At 41.9% G+C, this 26,564-nt stretch carries 30 protein-coding genes; 14 read left to right on the forward strand and 16 right to left on the reverse strand.

What is annotated here, in order from left to right:
- Window positions 1–4: 4 nt before the first annotated feature.
- Complete coding sequence (purR, locus tag LG003_RS01080) at window positions 5–1,030, reverse strand: HTH-type transcriptional repressor PurR (RefSeq protein ID WP_262979992.1); 1,026 nt, start codon at window positions 1,028–1,030, stop codon at window positions 5–7.
- A gap of 185 nt (window positions 1,031–1,215) precedes the next feature.
- Entirely contained in the window at window positions 1,216–1,491 is a 276-nt protein-coding gene (locus LG003_RS01085) for a hypothetical protein (protein WP_262979993.1), read from the reverse strand.
- Between the two features lie 155 nt (window positions 1,492–1,646).
- On the opposite strand from LG003_RS01085, the gene LG003_RS01090 reads away from it, so the two are divergent.
- Window positions 1,647–1,997, forward strand: coding sequence for a Grx4 family monothiol glutaredoxin (locus LG003_RS01090; RefSeq protein ID WP_112875778.1), 351 nt, complete (start codon window positions 1,647–1,649; stop codon window positions 1,995–1,997).
- Between the two features lie 227 nt (window positions 1,998–2,224).
- On the opposite strand, the gene rnt is transcribed toward LG003_RS01090, so the two are convergent.
- Window positions 2,225–2,878 (reverse strand): ribonuclease T, encoded by a 654-nt coding sequence (gene rnt, locus LG003_RS01095; RefSeq protein WP_112875779.1) that lies wholly within the window; start codon window positions 2,876–2,878, stop codon window positions 2,225–2,227.
- The gene (gene gloA, locus LG003_RS01100; RefSeq protein WP_112875780.1) at window positions 2,878–3,291 is read right to left on the reverse strand and encodes a lactoylglutathione lyase; all 414 of its coding nucleotides are present in this window, start codon (window positions 3,289–3,291) and stop codon (window positions 2,878–2,880) included. The genes rnt and gloA overlap by 1 nt, the downstream gene beginning before the upstream one ends.
- 172 nt (window positions 3,292–3,463) lie before the next feature.
- On the opposite strand from gloA, the gene LG003_RS01105 reads away from it, so the two are divergent.
- Both LG003_RS01105 and slyA read left to right on the forward strand, forming a co-directional pair.
- Window positions 3,464–3,703, forward strand: coding sequence for a DUF1289 domain-containing protein (locus LG003_RS01105; RefSeq protein ID WP_112875781.1), 240 nt, complete (start codon window positions 3,464–3,466; stop codon window positions 3,701–3,703).
- Between the two features lie 556 nt (window positions 3,704–4,259).
- On the forward strand, window positions 4,260–4,691 hold the full coding sequence (gene slyA, locus LG003_RS01110) for a transcriptional regulator SlyA (protein WP_112875782.1): 432 nt from the start codon (window positions 4,260–4,262) through the stop codon (window positions 4,689–4,691).
- Window positions 4,692–4,775: 84 nt separating this feature from the next.
- Here the strand turns inward: slyA and LG003_RS01115 are convergent, their stop codons facing one another.
- Entirely contained in the window at window positions 4,776–5,246 is a 471-nt protein-coding gene (locus LG003_RS01115) for an outer membrane lipoprotein (RefSeq protein ID WP_112893930.1), read from the reverse strand.
- A 347-nt stretch (window positions 5,247–5,593) separates the two neighbouring features.
- Between LG003_RS01115 and anmK the strand changes: the two genes are divergently transcribed.
- The 3 genes from anmK to tyrS all read left to right on the forward strand — a co-directional run bounded on the left by anmK (window position 5,594) and on the right by tyrS (window position 8,803).
- Entirely contained in the window at window positions 5,594–6,706 is a 1,113-nt protein-coding gene (gene anmK / locus LG003_RS01120; protein ID WP_112875904.1) for an anhydro-N-acetylmuramic acid kinase, read from the forward strand.
- Window positions 6,707–6,755: 49 nt separating this feature from the next.
- Window positions 6,756–7,409: a pyridoxamine 5'-phosphate oxidase gene (gene pdxH / locus LG003_RS01125; protein ID WP_112875784.1), complete on the forward strand. Its 654-nt coding sequence runs from the start codon at window positions 6,756–6,758 to the stop codon at window positions 7,407–7,409.
- A gap of 119 nt (window positions 7,410–7,528) precedes the next feature.
- A complete protein-coding gene (tyrS, locus tag LG003_RS01130; protein WP_112875785.1) occupies window positions 7,529–8,803 on the forward strand; it encodes a tyrosine--tRNA ligase in 1,275 nt (424 codons plus the stop codon).
- Between the two features lie 26 nt (window positions 8,804–8,829).
- Here the strand turns inward: tyrS and LG003_RS01135 are convergent, their stop codons facing one another.
- A complete protein-coding gene (locus tag LG003_RS01135; protein ID WP_112875786.1) occupies window positions 8,830–9,027 on the reverse strand; it encodes a hypothetical protein in 198 nt (65 codons plus the stop codon).
- Between the two features lies 1 nt (window position 9,028).
- On the opposite strand from LG003_RS01135, the gene pdxY reads away from it, so the two are divergent.
- Entirely contained in the window at window positions 9,029–9,892 is an 864-nt protein-coding gene (gene pdxY / locus LG003_RS01140) for a pyridoxal kinase PdxY (RefSeq protein WP_262979994.1), read from the forward strand.
- Between the two features lie 46 nt (window positions 9,893–9,938).
- On the opposite strand, the gene gstA is transcribed toward pdxY, so the two are convergent.
- The 9 genes from gstA to pspF all read right to left on the reverse strand — a co-directional run bounded on the left by gstA (window position 9,939) and on the right by pspF (window position 19,884).
- Window positions 9,939–10,544, reverse strand: coding sequence for a glutathione transferase GstA (gene gstA / locus LG003_RS01145; protein WP_262979995.1), 606 nt, complete (start codon window positions 10,542–10,544; stop codon window positions 9,939–9,941).
- A gap of 511 nt (window positions 10,545–11,055) precedes the next feature.
- Window positions 11,056–11,814: a hypothetical protein gene (locus LG003_RS01150; RefSeq protein WP_112875789.1), complete on the reverse strand. Its 759-nt coding sequence runs from the start codon at window positions 11,812–11,814 to the stop codon at window positions 11,056–11,058.
- 543 nt (window positions 11,815–12,357) lie between these two features.
- A complete protein-coding gene (gene fabI, locus LG003_RS01155; protein WP_011146814.1) occupies window positions 12,358–13,146 on the reverse strand; it encodes an enoyl-ACP reductase FabI in 789 nt (262 codons plus the stop codon).
- Between the two features lie 174 nt (window positions 13,147–13,320).
- Complete coding sequence (gene sapF, locus LG003_RS01160) at window positions 13,321–14,130, reverse strand: putrescine export ABC transporter ATP-binding protein SapF (protein ID WP_112875790.1); 810 nt, start codon at window positions 14,128–14,130, stop codon at window positions 13,321–13,323.
- On the reverse strand, window positions 14,131–15,123 hold the full coding sequence (gene sapD, locus LG003_RS01165) for a putrescine export ABC transporter ATP-binding protein SapD (protein WP_112893926.1): 993 nt from the start codon (window positions 15,121–15,123) through the stop codon (window positions 14,131–14,133).
- Window positions 15,123–16,013, reverse strand: a complete 891-nt coding sequence (sapC, locus tag LG003_RS01170; protein WP_262979996.1) for a putrescine export ABC transporter permease SapC — start codon at window positions 16,011–16,013, stop codon at window positions 15,123–15,125. Before sapC ends, sapD begins: the two co-directional genes overlap by 1 nt.
- Window positions 16,000–16,965 carry a putrescine export ABC transporter permease SapB gene (gene sapB / locus LG003_RS01175; RefSeq protein WP_112875793.1) on the reverse strand — a complete coding sequence of 322 codons (966 nt, stop codon included), beginning with the start codon at window positions 16,963–16,965 and terminating at the stop codon, window positions 16,000–16,002. Before sapB ends, sapC begins: the two co-directional genes overlap by 14 nt.
- Window positions 16,962–18,626 (reverse strand): ABC transporter substrate-binding protein SapA, encoded by a 1,665-nt coding sequence (gene sapA / locus LG003_RS01180; protein ID WP_262979997.1) that lies wholly within the window; start codon window positions 18,624–18,626, stop codon window positions 16,962–16,964. Before sapA ends, sapB begins: the two co-directional genes overlap by 4 nt.
- A 256-nt stretch (window positions 18,627–18,882) precedes the next feature.
- Complete coding sequence (gene pspF / locus LG003_RS01185) at window positions 18,883–19,884, reverse strand: phage shock protein operon transcriptional activator (protein ID WP_112893924.1); 1,002 nt, start codon at window positions 19,882–19,884, stop codon at window positions 18,883–18,885.
- Window positions 19,885–20,065: 181 nt separating this feature from the next.
- Between pspF and pspA the strand changes: the two genes are divergently transcribed.
- The 7 genes from pspA (at window position 20,066) to tyrR (ending at window position 25,913) form a co-directional block, all read left to right on the forward strand.
- On the forward strand, window positions 20,066–20,740 hold the full coding sequence (pspA, locus tag LG003_RS01190; protein WP_228901936.1) for a phage shock protein PspA: 675 nt from the start codon (window positions 20,066–20,068) through the stop codon (window positions 20,738–20,740).
- Between the two features lie 37 nt (window positions 20,741–20,777).
- On the forward strand, window positions 20,778–20,996 hold the full coding sequence (gene pspB, locus LG003_RS01195; protein WP_011146806.1) for an envelope stress response membrane protein PspB: 219 nt from the start codon (window positions 20,778–20,780) through the stop codon (window positions 20,994–20,996).
- The gene (pspC, locus tag LG003_RS01200) at window positions 20,996–21,349 is read left to right on the forward strand and encodes an envelope stress response membrane protein PspC (protein ID WP_112875796.1); all 354 of its coding nucleotides are present in this window, start codon (window positions 20,996–20,998) and stop codon (window positions 21,347–21,349) included. The genes pspB and pspC overlap by 1 nt, the downstream gene beginning before the upstream one ends.
- A gap of 41 nt (window positions 21,350–21,390) precedes the next feature.
- Window positions 21,391–21,522, forward strand: a complete 132-nt coding sequence (locus LG003_RS01205) for a hypothetical protein (protein ID WP_255566824.1) — start codon at window positions 21,391–21,393, stop codon at window positions 21,520–21,522.
- Between the two features lie 92 nt (window positions 21,523–21,614).
- Window positions 21,615–23,012: a YcjX family GTP-binding protein gene (locus LG003_RS01210; RefSeq protein ID WP_112875906.1), complete on the forward strand. Its 1,398-nt coding sequence runs from the start codon at window positions 21,615–21,617 to the stop codon at window positions 23,010–23,012.
- Complete coding sequence (locus LG003_RS01215) at window positions 23,009–24,073, forward strand: YcjF family protein (RefSeq protein WP_112875797.1); 1,065 nt, start codon at window positions 23,009–23,011, stop codon at window positions 24,071–24,073. Before LG003_RS01210 ends, LG003_RS01215 begins: the two co-directional genes overlap by 4 nt.
- 256 nt (window positions 24,074–24,329) lie before the next feature.
- The gene (gene tyrR / locus LG003_RS01220; RefSeq protein WP_112875798.1) at window positions 24,330–25,913 is read left to right on the forward strand and encodes a transcriptional regulator TyrR; all 1,584 of its coding nucleotides are present in this window, start codon (window positions 24,330–24,332) and stop codon (window positions 25,911–25,913) included.
- Between the two features lie 42 nt (window positions 25,914–25,955).
- On the opposite strand, the gene tpx is transcribed toward tyrR, so the two are convergent.
- Window positions 25,956–26,459, reverse strand: coding sequence for a thiol peroxidase (gene tpx / locus LG003_RS01225; protein ID WP_112875799.1), 504 nt, complete (start codon window positions 26,457–26,459; stop codon window positions 25,956–25,958).
- Between the last annotated feature and the right edge of the window lie 105 nt (window positions 26,460–26,564).

Raw genomic sequence — 26,564 nt, forward strand, 5'->3', positions numbered from 1 at the left:
CGAATTAACGACGATAGTCGATAAATGGACCATCCACGACAGAACGTCGCTCAACCAAACGTGGATGTACTTCAATAGTTTGTGCATCTTCACGTTTATTGATTATTCTGTCCAGTAACATGGAAAAGGCCATCTGCCCCAGTCGTTCTTTTGGTTGATGAATGGTGGTCAATGCCGGAGAGAAATAACGAGCGTTGCGTATATTGTCATAACCGATGACAGAAATATCCTGTGGGACGCGTAATCCTAATTCATCAGCAGCACAAATCGCCCCCATAGCCATAACATCTCCGCCGCAGAAAACCGCAGTCGGGCGCTGTTTTTGATTCAAGATTTGATGCATGGCTTTATAGCCCGATTCTGGTTCAAAATCCCCCTGAATAACCCATTCTTCTCTGATCGGAATGTTGGCTTCTTTTAACGCCTTTAAGAATCCTTGATGACGACCACCACCGGTATTTCGTGCCAGAGGGCCGGGGATCGCGCCAATATCACGATGACCACGTTCGATAAGATAACGACCAGCTAGATAACCGCCGTGGAATGCATTATCAATAATAGTATCGGTGAAATCACTTCTGGCCTGTCCCCAATCCATGACGACCATTGGAATATTGTGATAATCTTCCAACATTCCCAACAACTGTTCCGGGTATTCTGAACACATAATTAGCAGTCCATCCACACGTTTTTGTGCCAGCATGGCTAGATAGGCTTTCTGTTTATCAATGTTATTGTGTGAGTTACATAAAATCAGCGTATAGCCTTTGCTATAACAACTGTTTTCAACAGCCTCAATGACTTCAGCAAAATAGGGGGCTTCACTGGACGTTGCCAGTAATCCGATCGATTTTGTGTGGTTAACTTTCAGACTGCGGGCAACGGCACTGGGTGAATAATTCAGTGCCTTAATAGCAGTCCAAACAGCAGCTTTAGTATCTTCAGCGACGAAGCGGGTTTTATTAATAACATGGGATACGGTGGTGGTTGAGACGCCAGCGTGCTTAGCCACATCTTTGATCGTTGCCATGAGGTGAAAGACTCCTGACCTTTTGGTCTAAATTTAAAACGCTTTGTTAATCGCTTGCTAGCCCTTTACATAGAAGGACTAGCAATAAGTTAGCGATAAATCCTGGATTTTGTCTGATCTGGCTCAAAAGTGAAAGCAATAATCAGTGTTATAAAATGTGTGGTAATCGCTATTTATACTTTTCCTTATGTAAGGGCAATTAACCATCTCAATAGACTGGTTTTTGTCGTTATAAACTTTTTATTCTGAGGAGGCTCTATGAATACCGATTTGAAGCTTGGTTTATTTACTGCTGTCAGCACGTTGGTGATGATTGCCATTTTTGCCGCTCTTTGCTTGATCTTTGCCTGATGTTTTGAACGGGTTAGATGATTTAAAAATTGGGCTTTACGTTGAAAGGAAATTGGGCAGATAGCCTCTTTATCTGCTCTTTGTTTTTCTGCCGCTATTGTGTCTGTCATCTTAACAACCTCTACAATAAATAACCGTGAAAATCATGTCATCTGTGTCAGGATACGAAGAGATCAGGATACATATTAGTGAGAGAAAATGGTATTCTCCGCAATATTGTGACGATGTTGGTTATCAACAGACTGTTGGTTTAAAGGAAATAAAAATGACGACTACTATAGAGAAGATTGAGCGCCAAATTAAAGAAAACCCGATTTTATTGTATATGAAAGGTTCTCCTAAATTGCCAAATTGTGGCTTTTCTGCGCAGGCGGTTCAGGCTTTATCTGCGTGTGGTGAACGTTTTGCTTACGTAGATATTTTGCAAAATCCAGATATTCGTGCAGAATTGCCAAAATATGCTAATTGGCCAACTTTTCCTCAGCTTTGGGTGGAAGGTGAGTTGATAGGTGGATGCGATATTATCATTGAAATGTATCAGCGTGGTGAGTTACAAACATTAATCAAAGAAACTGCTGATAAATATCGTTCTCAGGACGAAAACGCGACAGAGTAATTTTTTAATTACTTATATACCCTATGGATTTCAAGATGCATCGCGACGGCAAGGGAGTGAATCCCCGGGAGCATAGGTAACTATGTGACCGTGGTGAGCGAGTGCAGCCAACAAAGAGGCAACTTGAAAGATGACGGGTATAGATTATTATGCTATCCCCCCATATGTTGATATATGGGGGGTATTATTGTTTAGATTTGATTATATTAATCTAGCCATTCGGCTATTTATCCAGTTTTTTCTGCGGTTGTTGCTAATGGCCAGCCACCAAGTTGTTTCCAACGGTTGACCATTTCACAGAATAATTCAGCGGTACGATCAGTATCATATAAAGCACTGTGAGCCTGATTATTATCGAATGGGATGCCGGCTGTGATGCAGGCTTTTGCTAAGATTGTTTGTCCTAACACCAGACCACCTAAAGCAGCGGTGTCAAAAGTTGCAAACGGATGAAACGGATTTCGTTTTAGTCCAGTGCGTTCCGCGGCAGCCATAACAAAGCTGTGATCGAAGTTAGCATTGTGAGCAACGATAATTGCCCGATTACAATGATTATTTTTTATCCCTTTACGAACCATTTTAAAAATAGCGTGTAGAGCTTCATATTCGCTCACTGCCCCACGTAGCGGATTTAATGGATCAATGCCGGTGAATTCTAGGGCTGCTGGTTCAAGATTGGCTCCTTCAAATGGCTCAATATGGAAGTGAAGTGATTCGCCAGGCGTTAGCCAACCTTCACCATCCATCTCCAGTGTAACGGCGGCAATTTCAAGTAATGCATCTGTTTTGGCATTAAAACCGCCAGTTTCAACATCAATAACAACAGGGTAATAACCTCTAAAACGTCCACTAAGGACGTTTGGCTCTTTTTTGTCAGACATCAGATTGAGTTACCCAGAGCGTTGCTGGCATTTTTGTTTTCAATAAGTTCAATTTTGTAGCCATCTGGATCTTCAACGAAAGCAATAATGGTTGTTCCGCCTTTTACAGGACCCGCTTCACGGGTAATGTTACCACCTGCTTTGCGAATAGATTCGCAAGTGGTTGCGACATTATCAACACCTAATGCGATGTGACCAAAGGCATTTCCCATTTCGTAATGGTCAACTCCCCAATTATAGGTCAACTCGATTACTGCTCCTTCGCTTTCATCAGCGTAGCCAACGAAGGCGAGTGAGTATTTATATTCGGTGTTTTCACTGGTGCGCAACAGGCGCATTCCTAACACTTCAGTGTAAAAATTAATGGAGCGTTGTAGGTCACCAACACGGATCATGGTATGGAGTAAACGCATAATTACCTCTAATTTAATGGTTTTACCAATATTTTTGTGCGGTAGATCGCACAAAAACCACTAACTATAACGTGTCTTACGGTTACAGTTCAATTTGTCCATAATTATAATTTATTCTTATCTAGGTTTATAATTAAATATAGTATGTGAATTGTATAGGAAACGGGATGTGATGGCTGAGCAACTAGAGTTTTTTGCTATTCCCAGTCCTTGTCGAGGAATTTGTCAGGCGAATGAGCGGGGTTTTTGTCTGGGGTGTTATCGTAGCCGGGAAGAAAGATTTAATTGGATGAAAATGTCAGATGGGCAAAAGCGTGAAGTATTGCGACTGTGCCGGCAAAGATATTTACGTGCATTGAGAGCACAAAATCAGATAGATGAAGAACCACCTGAGCAGCCATCACTGTTTTAATTATCGATTTTTGAGGTTATTGGGATTAACAATTCAATGATTTACTTATATAGGGTTATATTTTTGGCAAAGTTATAAATGTTCTACTATAATTTTAAGTATTTTGTTTGTTATTTTTTTATTTCTTGATTAACGGAAAGGCTAAGTGAGCTTATTTGATGTTTTCATAACTTTATGTTTTAAATGGAATTTTAAGCTTGATTGTGTGATAAATGTAAAATAAAAACAACATTAATGTAAAAATAGATAGCTTAGCATTTAGATGACAGCTATTCTTATAGTACTTTGAATAAAGTATTGAATGATATTTATTGGTTTCTGTTTGTTTGTATTCGTAGTTCTGATAGTTTTTATGGTAAAAATATTGTATGTTGATTGTTTGTTCTGAGTTTAAATTAAGTTTAGTTATTCTTGGTTATAGTTACCTGAATTAGTTAGTTACTAAGAATTTACTGTGATTATACAGAAGTTATATATACTTTTTTAAGGCTAGTTAGCCTGATTTAGAAAAATTTGGCTGTTATGTTTAGTAGGCTAGTTATTTAAGGAGGGACAATTGGAATCTACATTGGGATCAGATCTGGCACGGTTAGTTCGTATTTGGCGTGCTTTAATTGACTATCGTTTAAAGCCGTTAGAATTAACTCAGACTCATTGGGTAACGTTATACAATATTAGCCGGTTACCTCAGGAGCAATCTCAGATACAGTTGGCGAAAGCTATCGGTATCGAGCAACCATCTTTAGTCAGGACATTAGATCAGCTTGAGGAAAAAAAACTTATCACCCGGCATACTTGTGCCAATGATCGTCGTGCAAAGAGAATCAAGCTAACTGAAGATTCTGCATCGGTTATTAGGGAGTTAGATGGTGTTATTGAATCCACAAGAAATGAGATTCTGGGAGGTATTTCACGCGAGGAACTTGCTTTTCTTTCCACTTTAGTTCAGAAGTTAGAGCAAAATATTATCCAATTACAAAATAGATAGTAATGACGATATCCATGAAATGCTAACCGGATGAAAGAAGACCGCGACTTACTAAAATGAAGTCACGGTTTTCTTATCTATATCTTATTGTCGAGGTGAAACAGTAATATTACTACCTTGGCCTGCGATTCTTACACGTTGGCCTTTATGAAAGAGTGTTTTGCCTTGTTTTTGAACAACAATGATGCTTTCACCACTGTCACGACGAATTTCGAGTTCTACACCTTTAGTTGTGTTAAGAGCTCCCTGAACATTTTGGCCCGCGACACCACCGGCAATCGCACCCGCGGCAGTTGCTAATGTGTTGCCGCTGCCACCACCAATAGTATTACCAACAAGGCCTCCTAGAACTGCACCACCAATCGCGCCTAATACATTCTCATTGCTGCTCGCCTGAATATTGATAGGACGAACAGAAACAACTGTGCCGTAAGAGACAGTTTGGACCTGCTTAGCTTGTCCAGCAGTGTAGGTATCACCAGAAAGAGAATCGGTGTTGACACAGCCTGATAATGAAGCAACGGCAACCGCGCTAACTAAAAAGTGCTTAAACATAGTAACTCCTAATTTCGATGCCTGACTGCGGAAATCTGATAGCTCACTGGGCAATCAGGCTAACAACCGGCATTGGCAATAAGTAATAAAAAGTTTATTCAAATAGAATATCAGTACATTAGCAATCTAGTGCTAAACATATATTAAACGTCAATAGAGATTTTTAAAAGAAATAGCTATTAATGAAAAATTCAGCATTTTTTGTGAAGTTGTTTCCAAAACTCAGGTTTTATTCCTTCGTTTGTCTATTAGTCATATACAGCCAAAACCACTGCGCTTTATAGTTATTGGCATGGTTTCTGATTTTATCAAGACAGATTCTAAGCAGGAAGGCAAATTAAATGGTTATGAAGTCAGGTCGTTATATTGGTGTAATGTCGGGTACAAGTCTGGATGGCGTTGATGTGGTGCTTGCCGCAATCAATGATAAAGTTGTTGCTCAGCAAGCCAGTTATTCGCATCCATTCCCATACGAATTAAAACAGAAAATTCTCGCAGTCTGTCAAGGGCAGCAAACGACATTATCGGCAATCGGTCGGTTGGATTATGAACTTGGTTCTTTATTCGCTGAAGCTGTACAAGGCTTACTGATTAAAACAGGGTTAACTACAAGTGATATTACTGCTGTGGGATGTCATGGGCAAACCGTTTGGCATGAGCCAGATAGTCATACGCCTTTCACTATGCAACTTGGCGACAATAACCGTATTGCAGCTTTGACTGGGATAACTGTGGTTGGCGATTTTCGTCGGAGGGATATGGCATATGGTGGGCAGGGAGCGCCATTAGTTCCAGTTTTTCATTTCGCCGTATTAGGCCATTCGACAGAACGAAGGATAATTCTCAATATCGGTGGTATTGCCAATATAACGACGCTATTACCTGGATCACCTGTCAAAGGGTATGACACAGGTCCGGGTAATATGCTGATGGATAGTTGGGTATGGCGTCATCAGAAAAAACCTTATGATAAAGATGCGCAATGGGCACGAGAAGGTGTTGTTAATAACAAATTGCTCGGACAAATGCTTTCTGATCACTATTTTTCACGACCAGCCCCTAAAAGCACAGGTCGGGAGTATTTCAATATGAGTTGGTTGGAGGCGCAATTAGTTAACTTTCCTGACATATCTCCTGTCGATGTTCAGGCAACGCTGGCCGAGCTGACAGCAGCGTCTGTATCACAGCAAATTATGTTGAGTGGTGGATGTGAACGTCTGTTGGTTTGTGGTGGTGGCGCACGTAACCCGCAGATAATGAGTCGACTTTCTGCCTTATTACCGGGGACGGAGGTTTGCCCGACAGATAAATATGGCCTAAGCGGTGATGATATGGAAGCACTGGCATTTGCTTGGTTAGCATTCCGTACAATGTCAGGTGTGCCAGGGAATTTACCCTCTGTTACCGGTGCGAGTACTGAAACTATTTTAGGAGCGATTTATCCTGTTATTAATCAATAACAATGATAAGCTATTGGGTATTTAGTGAGTCATAAACAGAGCTACGTTAATGTCAGAACATAATGAATTTGATGTTGCAGAATTACGCCGTGAATATATTCGTGGTGGGTTAAGACGTAAGGATTTGACTGAAGAGCCCATCGAACTTTTTGAGCGTTGGCTTAATCAAGCATGTGACGCTAAGTTGAGTGATCCCACAGCAATGTCTATAGCGACGGTCGATGAGAATGGTCAACCGTATCAACGTATTGTGTTATTGAAGCATTTTGATACAAATAGTCTGATTTTTTATACAAATTTAGGCAGCCGGAAAGCGAAACATTTGGCGCACAATAATAAAATCAGCCTCCATTTCCCTTGGTATCCTTTGGAAAGGCAAGTCTCTTTTCTTGGTAAAGCGGAACGTCTTTCTCCTGTTGAGGTGGTGAAATATTTCCATAGCCGTCCTAGAGATAGCCAGATTGCTGCATGGGCATCACAACAATCTTCCCGTATTTCCGCACGCGGTGTTTTAGAAGGGAAGTTCCTTGAATTGAAACAGAAATTCTTGAATGGTGAGGTGCCTTTGCCTAGCTTTTGGGGGGGATTCAAAGTGACCTTTGATTCTGTTGAATTTTGGCAAGGTGGTGCAAACCGGCTCCATGATCGGTTTATTTATCAACGGCAAGGCGATAGCTGGCATGTTGACAGGCTTGCACCATAAATCGTGGATTATCATTTTTAATACTAGCACTTATAGTATTGGCGTTTTATCCTATGCCGCACTCTTTTTAAATCGCGATTTATACAACAGACAAAATACACAAATTAATGGAGTCATTAATGTCTAGCAATAACCTGATAAAACAACTGCAAGAGCGGGGCCTCATTGCCCAGGTGACGGATGAGAATGCGTTAGCGGAGAGACTGGCGCAGGGCCCTGTCTCCCTCTATTGTGGTTTCGATCCGACCGCTGACAGCTTGCATTTGGGGCATCTGGTTCCCTTGCTGTGTTTAAAACGATTCCAGCTAGCCGGGCATAAACCCGTGGCGTTAGTTGGTGGAGCGACGGGTTTGATTGGTGATCCAAGTTTCAAAGCCACTGAACGTAAATTGAATACTGAAGCTACCGTTAAAGAGTGGGTGGAGAAAATTCGTAGACAAGTTTCACCTTTCCTCGATTTTGATTGTGGCGAAAATAGCGCTAAAACAGCCAATAATTATGATTGGTTTGGCAACATGGATGTTCTGACTTTCCTGCGTGATATCGGCAAACATTTCTCAGTTAATCAGATGATTAACAAAGAGGCGGTTAAACAGCGTTTGAACCGTGATGATGTGGGTATCTCTTTCACTGAGTTTTCTTATAATCTACTGCAATCCTATGATTTTGCTCGCCTGAATGAAGTACATGGTGTTGAGTTACAGATTGGTGGTTCTGACCAGTGGGGGAATATTACTTCTGGTATTGATCTAACGCGTCGTATCAACCAGAAACAAGTATTTGGCATGACCGTTCCATTGATCACGAAATCTGATGGCACTAAATTTGGTAAGACAGAAGGTGGCGCTGTTTGGTTAGATCCGAAGAAAACCAGTCCATACAAATTCTATCAATTCTGGATTAACACTGCGGATGCTGATGTTTATCGCTTCCTGAAATTCTTTACCTTTATGAATCTTGAAGATATTGATGCTTTGGAAGAAGAAGATAAAAATAGCGGTAAAGCTCCTCGTGCTCAGTACGTGTTGGCAGAACAAGTTACCGGTATGGTGCATGGTGAAGAGGGGTTAGCAGCCGCTAAACGGATTACAGAAAGTTTATTCTCTGGAGCTGCTGCTGATTTGACCGAAGCGGATTTTGCTCAATTGGCGCAGGATGGTATGCCGGTAATTGAGTTGGAAAAAGGCGCAGATTTGCAACAAGCTTTGGTTAATGCCGGGTTGGTACCTTCTCGTGGTCAGGCGCGTACGATGATCAGTTCCAACGCTGTCGCAATTAATGGTGAAAAACAATCTGAACCTGAATATCTGTTTACTGACAGTAACCGTCTGTTTGATCGTTACACCCTGCTGCGTCGTGGTAAAAAACACGATTGTTTGATCTGCTGGAAATAACTCATATTATATATACCCTATGTATTTCAAGATGCATCGAGACGGCAAGGGAGCGAATCCCCGGGAGCATAGATAACGATGTGACCGGTGTGAGCGAGTGCAGCCAACAAAGAGGCAACTTGAAAGATGACGGGTATATGATGGGGCAATGATAATGTTGCCCTTTCTCTTACTATGACTTTAATCTTATAAACAGAAGCCAGAATAAAAATATAGGCCGTCATTGTGAAAAATATCCTTTCAATTCAATCTCATGTTGTTTTTGGTCACGCTGGCAACAGCGCTGCGGAATTCCCTATGCGTCGGATGGGGGTAAACGTATGGCCGTTGAATACAGTACAGTTTTCAAATCACACCCAATATGCTCAATGGAAAGGGTGTGTTATGCCAGCTAACCATCTTACAGAAATCGTTCAGGGCATAGAAGAAATTGAACAGCTCAAATCTTGTCATGCAGTACTGAGTGGATATATCGGTTCAGCGGAGCAAGGGGGCCATATTATCGATATAGTAAAACGGGTAAAAGCGGTGAATCCTGATGCTTGGTATTTCTGTGATCCCGTTATGGGGCACCCAGAAAAAGGTTGTATTGTTGTGCCTGGGGTGGCTGAATTTTTGTGTAAAGATGCACTTCCTGTAAGTGATATCATTGCGCCAAATTTGCTGGAGCTTGAAACACTCAGTATGCAGAAAGTGACTAATGTAGAACAGGCTGTTGTGGCTGCTCGAACACTATGTGATAAAGGGCCGGATATTGTACTGGTTAAACACCTTAGTCGCGCTGGTTATCGGACTGATCGTTTTGAAATGCTATTAGTGACTAAAGAACATAGCTGGCATGTAAGTCGGCCTTTGGTGGATTTTGGCGAACGCCAGCCAGTTGGTGTGGGTGATTTAACCAGCGGCTTGTTATTGGTTAATCTATTAAAAGGCGAGCCTTTACAAACTGCCCTCGAACATGTCGCTGCTGCGGTTTATGAAGTGATGGTAACAACCAAAGATATGGGCGAATACGAATTACAAATTGTGGCTGCTCAGGACAGAATGGTGGCGCCTGGTCATAAATTCTGTGCGACACAATTGGATTAAGATATTTAACCGTTCCACGGACATTGCGTGGAACGGTTTTTTATTTTTAAATTAACCCTTCAGCTTTCAGGGCATCACGAACATTTGGACGTTCTGCAATCCTCTCTTGATAAGCTTTAAGATGAACCAGATCAGATAGATCCAATTGCACTAAAGGTGCCCAGTTACTGAGCGTGAATAAGTAAGCGTCAGCAACAGTAAAATGCTCCCCGGCAATGTATGGCTGTTTTGCTAATACTTCATCTATATACTTGAATCTTCTAAGTAGATTATTAATAGCAACAGGACGATAATTTTCTGGTGTTCCTGGCATGAACAGGGGTGAGAATCCTTTATGGATTTCACTGGAAATATGGCTAAGCCATTCAAGTTGATGATATCGTTCCATTGTTCCGGCTGGTGCAATTAATTTTTTGTCCGGTTTCTGGTCGGCAATATATTGGACAATAACAGCTCCTTCGGTGAGGATCTCATTGTTATCTAGCAGGAGAGTTGGTATCTGGCCTTTTGGGTTGATTGCGAAAAAATCGTCGCCGTTCTCCGTTTTTTTAGTTTTCAGATCAACTTTAATCACGCTGAAATCAAGTCCTGCTTCACGAAGTATGATGTGGGGTGATAGAGAACAAGCTCCAGGTTGGTAATAAAGTTTCATGTATAGCTCCTTAAAAATTTTCGGTAATATACCCGTTATCTTTCAAGTTGCTTCTTTGTTGGCTGAACTCGCTCACACCGGTCACATAGTTTGCTATGCTCCCGGGGATTCGCTCCCTTGCCGTCGCGATGCATCTTGAAATCCATAGGGTATAGATATAATAGGACAAAGGAACTCAGTAAGGCATTGTCATAGCCTTGATACATACTACCACGGCATATGGAAATATGTTATAGCAAATTAATGATTGAATAGATATCCGATGGTCTGATCATATCGTGATTAGTGCTTTCTTATGCACTTGATTATATGAGTGGTTATCTGGTTTTTTATCGTTATTTTGGGGTAAATTGGTTGCATTAATAGAGAAATTTAAGGAGAGTTCTGGATGAAATTACTTGTCCAAAACTGCCCCGTATTTTGTGTTATATAGCATATTTTACAACTGATGATATTATACGGAATAAATAATAGAGATTATTGATAGTTGCAAAAATTCATTTTATATTGATTATAACATAATTAATATATTATTTTTTCTAAATGATTTGTAATCATAGGAAAATAAATTGAATTTATTTGTAAAATCACTAAAATAGATCATGCATTGCCTATAGTTTCTTGTAAAAATATCTTTTTTATTCTCTTTATTAAAGTTTTCGACTAATTCATTGTAAATATTATTAATTGCTCTGATTTGTCCATTAAGTTTATTGACTGAATTATTTATATTTCTAAGGCTAAATGAAACATCTGATATATTTAAAGTGATTTCTTCCATCAATAAAGAGAGTTTATATATTTGTTTTTTATCTTCTCCATCGGGAATACTCTTTAATAATTGTTGTATTTTTATATGTGTTTTTTCTGCGAAGTTTTTCTTGCTTTCAAAATTAATTTGAGACATTTCAAATAGTTGTGGTAATTTTGAGATGAAATCGTTTAGCTTACTAAAATCTGATTCAATTTCTTTCAATGCATGATCGACCCTGGCAATATAACCATGACCTAAATATCCACTGCTAAGTGAACCTAAATAAGTTGTTGCTTTGTGTATATTTTTAATGATTCTATCAATATCTTGTTCATCGGAATTATATGCATATTCATAATCTTCCAGCGCTGATGGCCAGTGATATAATGATTCACTAAACTTATTCCAAGAAGTTGCAATTTCTTGAGATAGATCATGATTTTTCAGGCATTCTGGCAATTTTATATTGGTAATTGATTTAAACATATTGGATATAATTAAAAAATCATTTTTCATTTTATTCACCTTGCTAAAATAATAAATATCATTAAATTGTATAAAAGTATGAAATATAATATTAAACCTAAAAGATTAAAATGATAATAAAAATAAAATATTGCATTAATAATCAATTATATGAAATTAAGTTGTTGATTATATTAAAGGACATATTACTGATTAGTGCAAGGAAACGAGATAATATTTTTTATTTCGGTAAAACAATTATACCCTATGGATTTCAAGTTGCATCGCGACGGCAAGGGAATGAATCCCCGGGAGCATAGATAACTATGTGGCCGGGGTGAGTGAGTGCAGCCAACAAAGAGGCAGCTTGAAAGATGACGGGTATATAAGGTAATATCGTTTAACTATTTAATTACAAAGGTTTTAATAATTCTCTCCAATTGTTTTTTATATTTTAATTTAAAATTAATTTTTACCTATTAGTGATGATTTAATGAAGTGATTAATCTATTATTTTATTGATAATAAAAGGCCCGAAAAACTAGCTTTTCGGGCCTTGTTTTGTGAGTTGAAATTTACTGATTATTAATCAGATTATTTCAATTCCAGTTCATTCATTGCGGCAATGCTGAAACCACCGTCAACATGCAGGATTTCACCGGTAATACCGCCGGACAGATCCGAGCACAAGAATGCCGCAGCGTTACCAACATCTTCAGTTGTTACAGTGCGGCGAATTGGGTTAACGGATTCACAGTGAGCCAGCATTTTACGGAAATCTTTGATGCCAGACGCAGCCAAAGTACGGATAGGCCCGGCAGAGATACCGTTAACACGAATACCTTCAGCGCCCATGGCGTTAGCCATATAACGGACGTTAGCTTCCAGAGATGCTTTTGCCAGACCCATTACATTATAGTTAGGGATTGAGCGCTCTGCTCCTAAGTAGGTGAGAGTTAGTAAAGCAGAATTTGGGTTCAGCATTTCACGGCAAGTTTTTGCCATAGCAACAAAGCTGTAAGAGCTGATGTCGTGCGCGATTCTAAAACCTTCGCGGGTAACGGAACTGACATAGTTACCATCCAGTTGATCAGCAGGTGCAAAGCCAATGGAGTGAACAAAACCATCGAATTTTGGCCAAATTTTACTCAGCTCGGTGAACAGGACTTCAATGCTTTCGTCTTCAGCTACATCGCAAGGCAGAACGATAGTAGAATTTAGGGAAGCAGCAAATTCTTCAACACGAGGTTTCAACTTGTCATTTTGATAAGTGAAAGCCAGCTCAGCTCCCTGGTCATGCATTGCTTTTGCAACACCATAAGCGATGGAGAGTTTACTGGCGACGCCAGTGATCAGAATGCGCTTGCCGGTCATAAAACCCATAACAGTATCCTTGTGTGATAACGCCGGTAATGATATTCATGGATTAAAATTGCTCACAGAGACAATATCAATATGACGTTTTATTGTTAATAAACCCAGTAATTCTATCACGCTAGAGAGAAATATGCTGTATTTTGCGTTCTGCTCCGAGCAGTGATTATCGTTTTCTATATGTTAAGGAATATCCTGCCGCCAGGCATCAGCGGTGAGTGCTTCACCAAAATGGCTAGCGATTAAACGGCGGGTCATATCGTGCAGAGGAGAAGCCAACACTTCTGCTGTATTTCCCCGCTCAACAACTTCCCCTTGATGCATGACCAGCACCTGATCGCTGATATGTTTCATCATGCCAAGATGCTGGGTGACATAGAGGTAAGAAATACCTTGTTTTTCCTGTAATTCCAACATCAGATTAATGATTTGAGATCGCATAGACATATCGAGTGATGCTAATGCCTCATCAGCAATAATAATCTGAGGTTGTAATATCAATGCGCGCGCCAGTGCTACCCGCTGTTTCTGGCCTGAGGCTAACATATGTGGATAATAATTGGCATGGTCCGGTAACAGGCCAACTTGTCGCAATGTCTGGTTGATCCGTTTTTCCCGCTCCATTGTATTGAGCGCTGTATTAAGCAGAAGGGGAATATCAAGAATTTGACCAATACGCTGACGAGGATTTAGCGACGTACTTGGGTCCTGAAATATCATGCGAATGCGTTGGCTGCGATAACTGTAATCACCGTAAGTGAGTTTATGGCCTTCGATCATGATTTCACCGGCAGTTGGCTCGATGACGCCTGAAAGCATTTTTGCCAGTGTTGATTTTCCAGAACCGTTTTCACCAATAATCGCCAGTGTCTGTTTAGCTTTTAAGGTAAAACTAACGGGTTTTACCGCATTGAGATGTTGACGATGAAAAAAACCCGTTCGATAGCGAAAAGTTTTAGCCAAGTTCCTGACTTCTAGCAGAGTATTAATCAATTACTGTTCCTCCAGATTCAGTGGAAAGTGGCAGGCAAAAGCGTGGTTTTTAATCACCCGCAACCGCGGTGTTTCAATACACGTTTTTTGCGCATAAGGACAACGCGGACCTAAACGGCAGCCGATGGGTAAGTGCTCAAGGGATGGAATAGCGCCTGATAAGGTGTTTAACCTGCTTTTATGGGGCAAAGAGCTACCAAAATCAGGGATAGCGCGGCTTAACGCTTGTGTGTAAGGGTGGTGTGGTGTTACCAGTAATTCATCGGGAACGGCGCTTTCGACCGTTTGACCACAGTACAGAACATTAATGCGATCCACCAATTTGCTCATGACTTGCAAGTCATGACTTATCAGTAAAATGGTGGTGTTGTTGTTCTGATTCAATCGTGCTAACAGACGGAAAATCTGAGCTTGTGTGGTTGGTTCCATCGCATTGGTTGGTTCATCTGCAATCAGCAGGCGTGGTTGGTTAGCCAATGCGATAGCAATCATGACCTTTTGGCACTCTCCCTCCGTTAACTCGCAAGGGAAGCTACTCATAATGTCTTTATGATCTTTAATTCCCACACGGTGGAGTAATTCAATAGCCCGGCGTTTTCGCCATTTGAAACGTTGCCACCAACGGCCTTTGTATGTCCAGCAGGGAATGGCTTGAATGAGTTGACGACCAATATTTTCAGAAGGATCAAGACAGGATTGTGGCTCCTGAAAAATCATTGAGATATTGTGGCCGATTACTTTTCGGCGCTGACGTGGAGTCAGACGGAGCAGGTCAATATCATCGAAGCGAAAACGGTCAGCCGTCACTTTGAGATTATCTTTAGTGACTCCGCTTATTGCTTTGGCAATCAAGCTTTTACCTGAGCCGGATTCACCAACCAGACCACGTATTTCGCCTTCTGTCAGTGACATACTGACGCGATCAACCGCTTTAACTGGCCCTTTGGCAGTCATAAATTCAATAGTGAGATTGCGAATGTCGAGTAATGGCATTATTCCACCCCGGAATTAATTGCTCGGTGTAATCCATCACCTAATAAATTGACTAACAAGACACAGAACATAATTGCCGCGCCGGGCAACATAACGGTCCAGGGCGCAACATAGATTAGCTCCAGTGAATCGCCCAACATGGCTCCCCATTCGGGTGAGGGAAGCTGGGCGCCAAGATCAAGAAAACCAAGTGAAGCGATATCAAGTATGGCGATAGAAAGGGCACGTGTTAGCTCGTTGACCAAGGCGGCGGTAATGTTTGGTAATACGGCATACCATAGAATGTGGTAATTAGAGGCACCATCCAGGCGAGCGGCAATAACATATTCTTTATCTAGCTCATCGTGAACGGTGCTGTAAACTGTGCGAACGATACGTGGCAATAGCGCCAACCAAATAGCGATTATTGCATGCTGCAAACTGGCGCCCACAAAGGCGACGACAATGATTGCCAACAATAGTGATGGGATAGAGAGTAATGTATCGAGAATATGATTGAGCACCGCGGATTTCAGTCCTCGTGTCATGCCTGCCAGACAGCCAATAATCAGACCACATAAAGCGGCTGCTAAAGTGACTAACAGAGCTGAACCGAATGTAGAGGCTGTACCTATTAGTAATCGGCTGAGAATGTCGCGTCCAAGATCGTCGGTACCTAGAAAAAATGCGATATTACCGTGATATGACCATGAAGGTGGCAGCAACTGATGACCAAGAAATTGTTGATCGAGCTTATAGGGGGCCAGATAGCTACCAAACAGACTTAGGGCGATCAGAATCAGCACCCCATAAAACCCCATCATTGCCAACATGTCAGAATAGAAAAAGCGCCAGATGACCTTTATCGGTGACGGCATTTTCTTTTCACGATAAAAATTATCTAAGGGCATACCATTCCTTATGCTTCAGAGGGTTAGCCATTGCGCCAATAATATCAGACAGAACATTGACAAAAATCACCAGTGTGCCAATCACCATAACACTGGCAGAAATGGCGGAATAATCTTGCTGACGAATGGCACTGACCAACCAATGACCAAGTCCCGGCCAGTTAAATACGAGTTCTGTCATCATTGCCAGTGTCAGCATGGTGGAAAATTGTAATCCTAGTTTCGGAATGATAGGGGGCAACGCATTGTGTAATACATGACGACGGATAATTGTCAGCCTTGATAAACCACGGGTTGCGGCGGCTTTAATATAGTTTTCACCAAAAACTTCTTCTGTGCTGTTCCTCATCAACCGGATAACTTCGGTTGTCGGTGCAACGGCGAGTGTAATAACGGGTAGCAGCAAGTGTTGCATGGCACTAATGATCATCTCATTACGATAGGGTGATTTTGATAACCAGGCATCAATTAATGAGAAACCTGTTACAGGTTCAATCTGATATAGCAGATTAAAGCGCCCGGAGACGGGTAGCCAGCCGAGATAAAGAGAGAAAAATAGAGTCAGTAATAATGCTAGCCAAAAAATCGGGATGGAAAATCCGACTAAAGCAATGGAGATGATAACAGTATCTGCTGGTTTGTTACGCCATACTCCCGCAATAATCCCGAGTGGGATGCCGACTAGTAAGGCGGTAGAGAAAGCCAGAATACAGAGCTCCATTGTGGCGGGGAACACTTCCCGTAGTTGTCCGCTGATAAGTTCACCATTAATGCTGGATACGCCAAAATCCCATAGTAATAAGCTGTTGAAATAGAATATATAAGCATCAAATAGGGATGCCCCGCTGAGTGGAGCATTGGGGGTAAAGTAACTTAGGCTAAAGCTTATCAGTGACAGGAAAAACAGGGTAATAATCAGCAATAGCAGACGACGGAGAGTGTAAATAATCATTTGTCACCCTTCTGATTCATTCGATTAGTCTCTTTTTCCCGATAAACGCCAGCGAAAGAGGTATTACCAAATGGGCTGAGTACCAGCCCTTTAATATCATGACGGTAGGCCTGTAAATGCAGAGAATAGGCTAATGGTAATATAGGTAATTGCTGCTCAAGGACTTGTTGAGCCGCATGATAATACTTAATTCGGGATAATAATTGCTGGTTAATCAAAGCTTCCCGCAAAATTTTATCAAACGTTGGTTCACACCAATGGCTGAAATTTGTCTGTGAAGCGATAGCAGCACAACTTAACAGTGGACGGAAAAAACTGTCTGGGTCATTACTGTCAGTTGACCAACCTGATAATGTCATATCGTGAGATTTATCCATCAGTTTGGTTTCCTGAAAGCGGCCCTCAACAGGTTTGATACTCATGATAATACCAACTTGTGCTAAATCGGCCTGAATCAGTTCTGCCATTTTGAGTGGACTTGGATTATATGATTGAGAGGCGGAAGGTACCCATAAGCTCAATTGCAAGCCATTTAATCCGAGGTCATTAAGCATTTTACGGGATTTTTCTGGGTTGTATTCCGTAATTTCAGTTTGATTATCATAAGCCCATGACGCCCGAGGTAAAATTGATGAGGCTGTTTCCGCCGTACCATAATAGATGGATTGCATCAGCCGTTGGTTATTAATAGCGTAAGCAATGGCTTGCCGGACCTGTAGCTTATCAAGTGGTGGCTTGCTGGTATTGAAAGCCAGATAAGCGATATTCATTCCTGGGCGTAAAGTCAGACGCAGGCGAGGATCATCTCGTAAAACTGTAAGCTGACTGGCAGCGGGATACGCTAATACATCACATTCACCGGTTAAAAGTTTAGACATCCTGCCGGTGCCGCCGGCGCCGACGTCAATAACTATCTGACGCATTTGTGGTTTGCCTTTCCAGTATTTATCATGACGAACCAGACGAATAAATTGTCTGGTCCGATGATCTTCCAACATAAACGGGCCTGTGCCGACAGGTTTCCAGTCAATTTGTTCATGGCGATTCATTTGATGCAATTGTTGCCCATATTCTTGTGAAAGTATTGGGGCATAGTGGGTTGCCAAATGCCAAAGAAAAGAAGCATCTGGTTCGTTCAAGCGAAACTCCACCGTATATTCATTAAGTTTACGGATACTTTGAATAGAATCGGCCAGTTGGAGGCTGTCAAAATAGGGATAATGCCCGCCATTGACGTTGTGATAATAGTGTTGCTTATCAAACAGACGCTTAAAGCTGAAAATGACGTCATCAGCATTCATGTTACGGGTCGGAGTAAACCAGTCTGTTGATTGAAATGAGACATTATGGCGCAAATAAAAACGGTAGGTAGCACCATTATCCAGTATTTCCCAATGGGAGGCTAATTCAGGGAGTAAACGATAAGTATAGGGGTCTACATCTAGTAGGCGCTCATAGAGTTGTGCTGCCAGTGTATCGACAGTTAAGCCGCTGCTAGCCAGTTGGGGATTAAAGGTATTCAGATTGCCATTAACGCAATAAATAAGCCCTTGTTGCTGAATGTCAGTCGGAACGTGGGGATTTTTTTCAGGCATAGCTATTGTTTCTGCAATAGCAGGAGCTGAAAGGGATAATATGATCCAATAAATCAAACTGCGCATATAAGGCATCTGTTATTAATTAGAATTGACACATTGTATCTCAATTCGCTCTTGAGCCCAAAAAAACGCTGCGGGGATGATAATGAGAAAAATTCTCAATAAAGTGCTTTACAAAACGTATTGATAACCATTATCATCTGTATCGCACTTCCGGGGAACAGTTTTTGTATCTCAGGAAAGGCACGACATTGCTCACATTGCTTCCAGTGTTTTTTAGCCAGCTCGGGTGCTGGCTTTTTTTTATCTGTAATCCGGATCACTTATCGCCGACGTTGATATCATGTTTCTTCATTAAGCCTCGTAATTGATAATAGGTCAGTCGTAGTTTCTCTGCTGCTTTTCTTTGGTTAAATCTGCTCTCTTTTAATGATAATGCTATTAATTGTCGTTCGCTATCATGTTGCCACTGTTTCAAATTAACTGGTAGTGAAGGCAGAAGTTGTGAAGATAAATCATTACTATCATCATTGGCTATAAAATGTGGTGTGGAGGCGAATGGGTTAATAATAATATTATCAAGTTGAGCAGAATTTTCGCCGTGACGATAAACCGATCGTTCCACAACATTTTTCAGTTCACGAATATTACCGGGCCACGTGTAATCCTGTAACTGTTGTCTTGCTTGGTCAGTGAACCCGGGAAATAGTGGTAAATCAAGTTCGCGGCACATCTGAATAGCAAAATGCTGCGCTAACAACATGATATCCTGCTGTCTTTGCCGCAATGGTGGGATTTTAACCACATCGAAAGCCAGCCTATCGAGCAAATCAGCGCGGAATTGCCCCTTAGCTGCCATTGCGGGCAGATTATCATTGGTCGCGCATATCAGTCGAGCATCAACTTGTAATGATTGGCTGCCGCCAACGCGTTCAAGATGCCCATATTCAATGACACGCAACAGCTTTTCTTGAACTTGCATTGGTGCGGTTGCCAATTCATCAAGAAATAGTGTTCCTCCATCAGCACGTTCAAATCTTCCTTGGTGCCTCTTTTGCGCACCGGTAAATGCGCCAGCTTCATGACCAAATAACTCTGAATCTAATAAATTTTCATTCAGAGCCGCGCAGTTTAGGGAGATAAATGGGCCTTGCCAGCGGGGAGATAAATAATGCAAACGGCGGGCAATCAGCTCTTTGCCGGTTCCGCGTTCCCCAATAACGATAACGGGTTTGTTTAATTTTGCCAGCGCGGATACCTGCTCCAGAATTTCAATAAAGCTGTTTGCTTCACCCAATAGGTTTTCTGTGGCGTCATTCATGGTTATTTTCACCGATAATTGGTTATTTTAGCCACTTTATTACGTTGTGATAAAAAGTTAAATAAAAAAATTTCTTTATATTTCATGGAAATAAAGTAAATGAAAAGTTGGCATGACTCTTGATAGGATAGAAGTGACATGAATAGTATTAACCAACCTTAACCAAAGAGGATAATTTGTTATGGGTATTTTCTCTCGTTTTGCTGATATCGTGAATGCCAATATCTCTTCATTACTGGATAAAGCGGAAGATCCGCAGAAAATGATTCGTCTAATGATTCAGGAAATGGAAGACACTTTAGTTGAAATTCGCTCAACTTCCGCCCGTGCTTTGGCAGAGAAAAAGCAGTTATCTCGCCGCATTACCGCAGGTGAACAACAAATGCACGACTGGCAGGAAAAAGCGGAACTGGCGTTGAATAAAGAGAGAGAAGATTTGGCACGGGCAGCCCTGCTTGAAAAGCAGAAAGTGGCTGCTTTAGTGGATACATTGAAACATGAATTAACCATACTGGAAGAGACACTTGAGAGAATGAAAGGGGAGATTGTTGAGCTTGAAAACAAACTTAGCGAAACCCGAGTAAGACAGCAGGCATTGGCTTTGCGTCATCAGGCGGCCGCCTCTTCCCGACAGGTTCGTCATCAGCTAGACAGCGGTAAAATTGATCAGGCAATGGCTCGCTTCGAACAATTTGAACGCCGTATCGATCATATGGAAGCGGAAGCAGAAGCCGTGGGCATGGGAAAACAAAAATCGCTGGATCAACAGTTTGCTGAATTAAAAGCAGACGATGAAATCAGTGCGCAGTTAGCGGCAATGAAGGCTAAAATAAATGCTAATAAAGAACAACATTAAGTGTTGGCGCACTCAACTAACCATTTAAGGAAAAGTGATGGGCTCTATATTTCTTGGCATTCCGCTGACTATTTTTGTACTTTTTGTGTTACCCATCTGGTTGTGGTTGCATTATAACAGCCGGAATTCAAACCAAAGCCAGTTAGATCAGAATGAAATTCAGCGTCTGGCAGAGCGGGTACAACATATGCAGGCACGAATCAAAACATTGGAAGATATTCTGGATGCGGAACATCCTGATTGGAGGCAATCATAATGTCGAATGGTAACCGCCGGAAACTGTATCGAATACCCGAAAAGGGCAAAATTAAAGGTGTTTGTGCTGGGTTGGCCTATTATTTTGATGTACCAGTACGTTTGATTCGTGTCATCGCGGTATTGTCACTCTTCTTTGGCCTGTTTGGTTTTGTGGTTGTTGCTTATATTGTACTGGTTTTCGTCCTTGATCCGGCACCTACGGGTTATATCGAAGAGGACCATTTTTCAGTACAAAACTTGCTGAATGAAATCGATTATCAATTGAAATCGGGAGAGATTCGTCTGCGCCAAATGGAGCGTTATATCACCTCAGAAACGTTCAGCGTTCGCAGTCGTTTCAGGCAGCTTTGATAATAATTAAGGGAGGCCTTGGGCTAATTGTGGGGTCATTAGTGTTGAAACGAACTCATGAAGCGGCGGAACACGATAATTGGTTCTGGGAACAAGTGAAACAGGGCCTCAATGAAGCCGATGATCCTAACACGGTTTGGGTTTCTCATAAGTTGGCTAAACAAGAGATGTAGCGTCAGCGTGAAGCCCTGCCAGCACGAGTTGCAGGAAAAGTTAAATGATGCAACGGGTATTGCCTGATCGTCATATTTATCACAGGAGAGACATGAAACGGCTACAAAATGAATTAACTGCGTTGGTTAATCGTGGGATGGATCGCCATTTACGGTTAGCTGTAACAGGATTAAGTCATAGTGGTAAAACAGCGTTTATCACATCTTTGGTTAATCAGTTACTTAACCTCCATAGCGGTGCCCGGTTGCCGCTATTTTCTGCTGTGCGTGACGGTCGCTTGTTGGGTGTAAAACGGGTTCCACAACGTGATTTGGGCGTTCCTCGCTTTACTTATGATGAAGGGTTGACCGCACTTTACAGCACACCGCCAGCCTGGCCGACTCCGACGCGGGGTGTCAGTGAAATCCGTCTGGCACTTCGTTACCGTTCTGGGGATTCTCTGCTGCGCCATTTTAAAGAAACTGCCACGTTATATCTGGAAATTGTGGATTATCCCGGCGAATGGCTGTTGGATCTACCGATGTTGGCGCAAAGTTATTTAACATGGTCACACCAGATGAATAGCTTATTGCAGGGACAAAGAGCTGTATGGGCAAAACCTTGGTTGGAACTTTGTAAACAGTGCGATCCACTGGCACCCGCAGATGAGAATCTGTTGGCTGCTATTGCTCAGGCTTATACGGAATATTTGGCTAAATGCAAAGAGCAAGGTTTACATTTTATTCAGCCGGGGAGATTTGTTCTGCCCGGTGATATGATGGGTGCTCCGGCTTTACAATTTTTCCCGTGGCCGGATATCAACAATATCACTGAGTCACGATTTGCTCAGGCAGATAGACACACGAATATCGGTATGCTGCGTCAGCGCTTTGAATATTACTGCCAGTCGGTGGTGAAAGGGTTTTATAAAGCGCATTTTCTACGTTTTGATCGGCAGATTGTGTTGATAGATTGTTTACAGCCATTAAACCGTGGACCACAAGCATTTAATGATATGCGTTTGGCGCTGACACAATTAATGCAGAGTTTTCATTATGGTAAACGCACTCTCTTCCGCCGCCTGTTTTCCCCTTGCATTGATAAATTAATGTTTGCTGCCAGTAAAGCCGATCACGTTACCGCAGATCAGCATGCTAATTTGGTTTCTTTACTCCAGCAATTGATTCAGGAAGCCAGACAAAATGCGGTTTTTGAAGGTATCAGCATGGATTGTGTTGGCCTGGCGTCGGTACGAGCGACAGAAAGTGGCGTGATTGAACACAATGGTGAAAGTATTCCGGCGTTGAAAGGATATCGGCTTACAGATGGTAAACCGCTGACATTTTTTCCCGGAGAGGTGCCACGGCGTTTACCTGAGGATAACTTCTGGCAAAAACAGGGTTTCTCTTTCGAAGAGTTTAGCCCTTGTCCGGTAAATGTTGATACACCATTGCCTCATATCCGGTTGGATACCGTGCTGGAATTTTTAGTGGGAGATAAAGTGAAATGACGGAACCCTTGAAGCCAAGAATTGACTTTGCAGAATCCTTATCGGGGCCACAAGAGCCGGTTTTAAAGCCTGCTCAGATCTTTAATGAAAAAGACACAGCGAATTTTTGTCCTGCTTCACCGGAACTTGAGGCTGAAGAACGCGAAGGTCAGGTAGAAGGGATAGTTAATGCAGCACTGAAACCTAAGCGTAGTTGCTGGCGTAGAATGGTATATGGTTCTCTGATGTTATTGGGGGTGAGTGCTGTTGCTCAGTTTGTGCAGTGGATTTATCAATCATGGCAGCAACAGGATTGGAGTGCATTAGGTGTAGCGGCAGCCGGGGGCATGATTGTCTTTGCGGGAATAGGTTCTCTTGTCAATGAGTGGCATCGTCTTTATCGGCTAAGAATGCGGTCTGAGGAACGCGATACGGCAAGAGCGTTATTGCAGCATCATGGCGTGGGTAAAGGGCGGGAATTTTGTGAGAAGTTGGCAAGTCAGGCGGGTATCGAACAGCATAATCCGGCGTTACAGCGCTGGCGGGCCGCTTTACATGATACACATAATGATCGTGAAGTGGTGGTGTTGTACAGTAAATGGGTTCAACCTGTTTTGGACTCTCAAGTCAAGGCTGAAATCAGCCGCTGTGCTGCGGAATCGGCATTAATGATAGCAGTTAGCCCGTTGGCCATTGTCGATATGGCATTTATTGCCTGGCGTAATATCCGGCTAATTAATCGTATTGCAGCTCTATATGGTATTGAACTGGGATATTTCAGTCGTATTCGGCTCTTCCGTCTTGTTCTACTGAATATTGTTTTTTCTGGTGCTTCAGAAGTGGTGCGGGAAGTGGGTATGGATTGGTTATCGCAGGATATCGCTGCGCGTCTTTCTGTCAGAGCCGCTCAAGGGATCGGTGTAGGTTTACTGACCGCCCGGTTGGGTATTAAAGCGATGGAATTATGTAGGCCATTACCTTGGATAGAAGGTGATAAACCTAAATTAGGAGATTTCCGTCGTCAGCTAATCACTCAACTTAAGAATATCCTGCCAAATAAGTCTAAGAATATAGTTAATTAAATGATATATACTTTAATTCTATATGAACGCACAAAATATCCAGATAATGACAATATTTTACGTTATTTTATTAATTTGTTTTATAATCAATCTTAGGATTTGTTTATTTTAGTGAAAGTTTCAAATACTGTGTTATTTGCGACATTAAAAAACTGGAGTCTGGTCAATTTTTACTGACAGAATGCTTCATATGCATAATTGTAGAGAGTAGTATTTTAAAAAATTATATGCATTAGTGTAAATAAGGTCAAAACAGATGCGCTTAGAAGTTGCTTGCCATGATCGAATTGGGCTGACCCGTGAACTGCTCGATCTACTGGTATTAGAGAATATTGATTTAAAAGGGATAGAAATATCTCAAATCGGCCGGATTTACCTTAATTTTTCACAAGTTGATTTCAATGTATTTCGTAAATTGATGGCAGAAATTCGCCGTATTAATGGTGTTATTGATGTTCGTACCGTCTCTTTTATGCCTTCAGAAAGAGAACACAAAGCGATGTGTGCACTGTTGGAATCCTTGCCTGAGCCTGTTTTTTCAGTTGATCTGAAAGGAAATATTGAGCTTGCTAACTCCGCGGTGTTTAAGCTGTTTGGTGTTAGTGAGGAACAAACTTATCAAAAACCTATTGGGCAGTTTATCAGCGGTTATAACTTTTCGCGCTGGTTTGAAAATAAAAATATCCAGCAACGAGTGGAAAGGATAACTCTCAAAGGTCTGGACTACCTGATGGATATTACTCCTATTCAGCTGATGGATGAAAAGCAGAAAATGCAATGTGTTGGCACAGTGATTATGCTCAAATCTGCCGCTCGAATAGGGAATCAGCTGAAAAAACTGACTGTCAATGATGGTAGTGAGTTTAAGGCGATTATCGCTGTTAGCCCAAAAATGACTCAGATTATTGAGCAGGCCCGTAAAATGGCGATGCTGGATGCGCCACTGTTGCTGATTGGTGAGACAGGAACTGGCAAAGATATTCTGGCAAAAGCCTGTCATTTTCACAGCTTACGCGGAAAACAGCCCTTTTTGGGGTTGAACTGCGCATCGATGCCGGATGATGTAGTAGAAAGTGAACTGTTTGGCTATGCTGCCGGCGCTTATCCGAATGCGATTGAAGGAAAGAAAGGTTTCTTCGAGCAGGCTAATGGAGGCACTGTTTTACTGGATGAAATCGGTGAAATGTCGCCACAGATGCAAATTAAGCTACTGCGTTTTCTGAATGATGGTACTTTCCGCCGAGTAGGGGAAGAAAATGAAGTCAAAGTGAATGTCAGAGTTATCTGTGCTACACAAAAAAATCTGGTTGAATTGGTGCAGCGAGGGGAATTTCGCGAAGATCTCTATTATCGTCTTAATGTGTTGGCGATTACACTCCCGCCGTTGCGTGATCGTAAAGCAGATATTATGCCGCTGGTGGAGTATTTTATTGAGCGTTTTTCTGAAGAACAGGGAGTACTGAAACCGAAATTGTCCCCTGAACTTCCCCACTTTCTGACGAGTTACAGTTGGCCCGGTAACGTAAGGCAGTTACAAAATGCCATCTATCGGGCGCTGACTCAGCTTGAAAATATGGAGCTGACGCCGCGGGATATACAACTGCCAGAGTTTGAAACAGAGGTTTCTTTTAGTGAAGATGTGTTCAATGGTTCTCTGGATGAAATCAGTAAACGTTTTGAACGTTCGGTGTTAACGCGTCTTTATCGGCACTATCCCAGCACGCGTAAACTGGCTAAACGTCTTGGGGTATCGCATACTGCGATTGCCAATAAATTGAGAGAATATGGTCTGAGTAGCAGGAAGCATGCTACTGAATATGAGCCGGATGGTGATGAATAAAATAATGCCCACCGGAAGTGGGCATTATACAAATCATGGGATTTATTTCAGTGCGGCCAGTGCGCTATCGTAATCTGGCTCATTAGTGATTTCATCAACCAGTTGGCTATAAATCACGTTATCGCTTTCATCAAGCACAATGACTGCACGGGCTGTGAGACCACTCAGAGGACTATCGCTGATGGCAACGCCATAATCTTCACTGAAAGTACCGCCACGCAGGGTAGACAGCGTGACGACATTTGATAACCCTTCCGCGCCACAGAAACGGGACTGAGCAAAAGGCAGGTCGGCAGAAATGCACAGTACGACGGTATTTTCCAAATCATTCGCTACCTGATTAAATTTACGTACTGATGCCGCACAAACACCGGTATCGATACTTGGGAAAATATTCAGCACCTTACTTTTTCCGGCATAGTGGCTAAGAGAGACATCGGAGAGATCTTTGGCTGTCAGAGTAAAATCTTTCGCTTTTTCCCCTGATTTTGGGAACTGGCCGCTTACGGCGATATCATTGCCTTGAAATTTTACTGTTTGTGTCATAGCTTTCTTCCTCTGATAAATGAACCACGATTGCCCAGTGTAGAAGAATATTTGGCGCTTGCCCATCAAAAATAGTGCTTGTGAGAGTAAAATTGTCTGATTGTG

This window comes from Photorhabdus kleinii (assembly GCF_025384885.1).
GTDB classification, from domain to species: domain Bacteria; phylum Pseudomonadota; class Gammaproteobacteria; order Enterobacterales; family Enterobacteriaceae; genus Photorhabdus; species Photorhabdus kayaii.

Excerpts from the sequence above, each read along its gene's own strand:
- pspA (WP_228901936.1), top strand. The coding sequence starts at position 20,066 with ATGGGTATTTTCTCTCGTTTTGCTGATATCGTGAATGCCAATATCTCT.
- rnt (WP_112875779.1), bottom strand. The coding sequence starts at position 2,878 with ATGTCTGACAAAAAAGAGCCAAACGTCCTTAGTGGACGTTTTAGAGGT.
- pdxH (WP_112875784.1), top strand. The coding sequence starts at position 6,756 with ATGTCAGAACATAATGAATTTGATGTTGCAGAATTACGCCGTGAATAT.
- anmK (WP_112875904.1), top strand. The coding sequence starts at position 5,594 with ATGAAGTCAGGTCGTTATATTGGTGTAATGTCGGGTACAAGTCTGGAT.
- sapD (WP_112893926.1), bottom strand. The coding sequence starts at position 15,123 with ATGCCATTACTCGACATTCGCAATCTCACTATTGAATTTATGACTGCC.
- sapC (WP_262979996.1), bottom strand. The coding sequence starts at position 16,013 with ATGCCCTTAGATAATTTTTATCGTGAAAAGAAAATGCCGTCACCGATA.
- pspF (WP_112893924.1), bottom strand. The coding sequence starts at position 19,884 with ATGAATGACGCCACAGAAAACCTATTGGGTGAAGCAAACAGCTTTATT.
- LG003_RS01090 (WP_112875778.1), top strand. The coding sequence starts at position 1,647 with ATGACGACTACTATAGAGAAGATTGAGCGCCAAATTAAAGAAAACCCG.
- pspC (WP_112875796.1), top strand. The coding sequence starts at position 20,996 with ATGTCGAATGGTAACCGCCGGAAACTGTATCGAATACCCGAAAAGGGC.
- purR (WP_262979992.1), bottom strand. The coding sequence starts at position 1,030 with ATGGCAACGATCAAAGATGTGGCTAAGCACGCTGGCGTCTCAACCACC.
- tyrR (WP_112875798.1), top strand. The coding sequence starts at position 24,330 with ATGCGCTTAGAAGTTGCTTGCCATGATCGAATTGGGCTGACCCGTGAA.
- fabI (WP_011146814.1), bottom strand. The coding sequence starts at position 13,146 with ATGGGTTTTATGACCGGCAAGCGCATTCTGATCACTGGCGTCGCCAGT.
- sapA (WP_262979997.1), bottom strand. The coding sequence starts at position 18,626 with ATGCGCAGTTTGATTTATTGGATCATATTATCCCTTTCAGCTCCTGCT.
- LG003_RS01135 (WP_112875786.1), bottom strand. The coding sequence starts at position 9,027 with ATGACGGCCTATATTTTTATTCTGGCTTCTGTTTATAAGATTAAAGTC.
- gstA (WP_262979995.1), bottom strand. The coding sequence starts at position 10,544 with ATGAAACTTTATTACCAACCTGGAGCTTGTTCTCTATCACCCCACATC.
- sapB (WP_112875793.1), bottom strand. The coding sequence starts at position 16,965 with ATGATTATTTACACTCTCCGTCGTCTGCTATTGCTGATTATTACCCTG.
- pspB (WP_011146806.1), top strand. The coding sequence starts at position 20,778 with ATGGGCTCTATATTTCTTGGCATTCCGCTGACTATTTTTGTACTTTTT.
- tyrS (WP_112875785.1), top strand. The coding sequence starts at position 7,529 with ATGTCTAGCAATAACCTGATAAAACAACTGCAAGAGCGGGGCCTCATT.
- gloA (WP_112875780.1), bottom strand. The coding sequence starts at position 3,291 with ATGCGTTTACTCCATACCATGATCCGTGTTGGTGACCTACAACGCTCC.
- LG003_RS01150 (WP_112875789.1), bottom strand. The coding sequence starts at position 11,814 with ATGAAAAATGATTTTTTAATTATATCCAATATGTTTAAATCAATTACC.
- LG003_RS01215 (WP_112875797.1), top strand. The coding sequence starts at position 23,009 with ATGACGGAACCCTTGAAGCCAAGAATTGACTTTGCAGAATCCTTATCG.
- LG003_RS01105 (WP_112875781.1), top strand. The coding sequence starts at position 3,464 with ATGGCTGAGCAACTAGAGTTTTTTGCTATTCCCAGTCCTTGTCGAGGA.
- LG003_RS01210 (WP_112875906.1), top strand. The coding sequence starts at position 21,615 with ATGAAACGGCTACAAAATGAATTAACTGCGTTGGTTAATCGTGGGATG.
- tpx (WP_112875799.1), bottom strand. The coding sequence starts at position 26,459 with ATGACACAAACAGTAAAATTTCAAGGCAATGATATCGCCGTAAGCGGC.
- LG003_RS01115 (WP_112893930.1), bottom strand. The coding sequence starts at position 5,246 with ATGTTTAAGCACTTTTTAGTTAGCGCGGTTGCCGTTGCTTCATTATCA.
- LG003_RS01085 (WP_262979993.1), bottom strand. The coding sequence starts at position 1,491 with ATGACAGACACAATAGCGGCAGAAAAACAAAGAGCAGATAAAGAGGCT.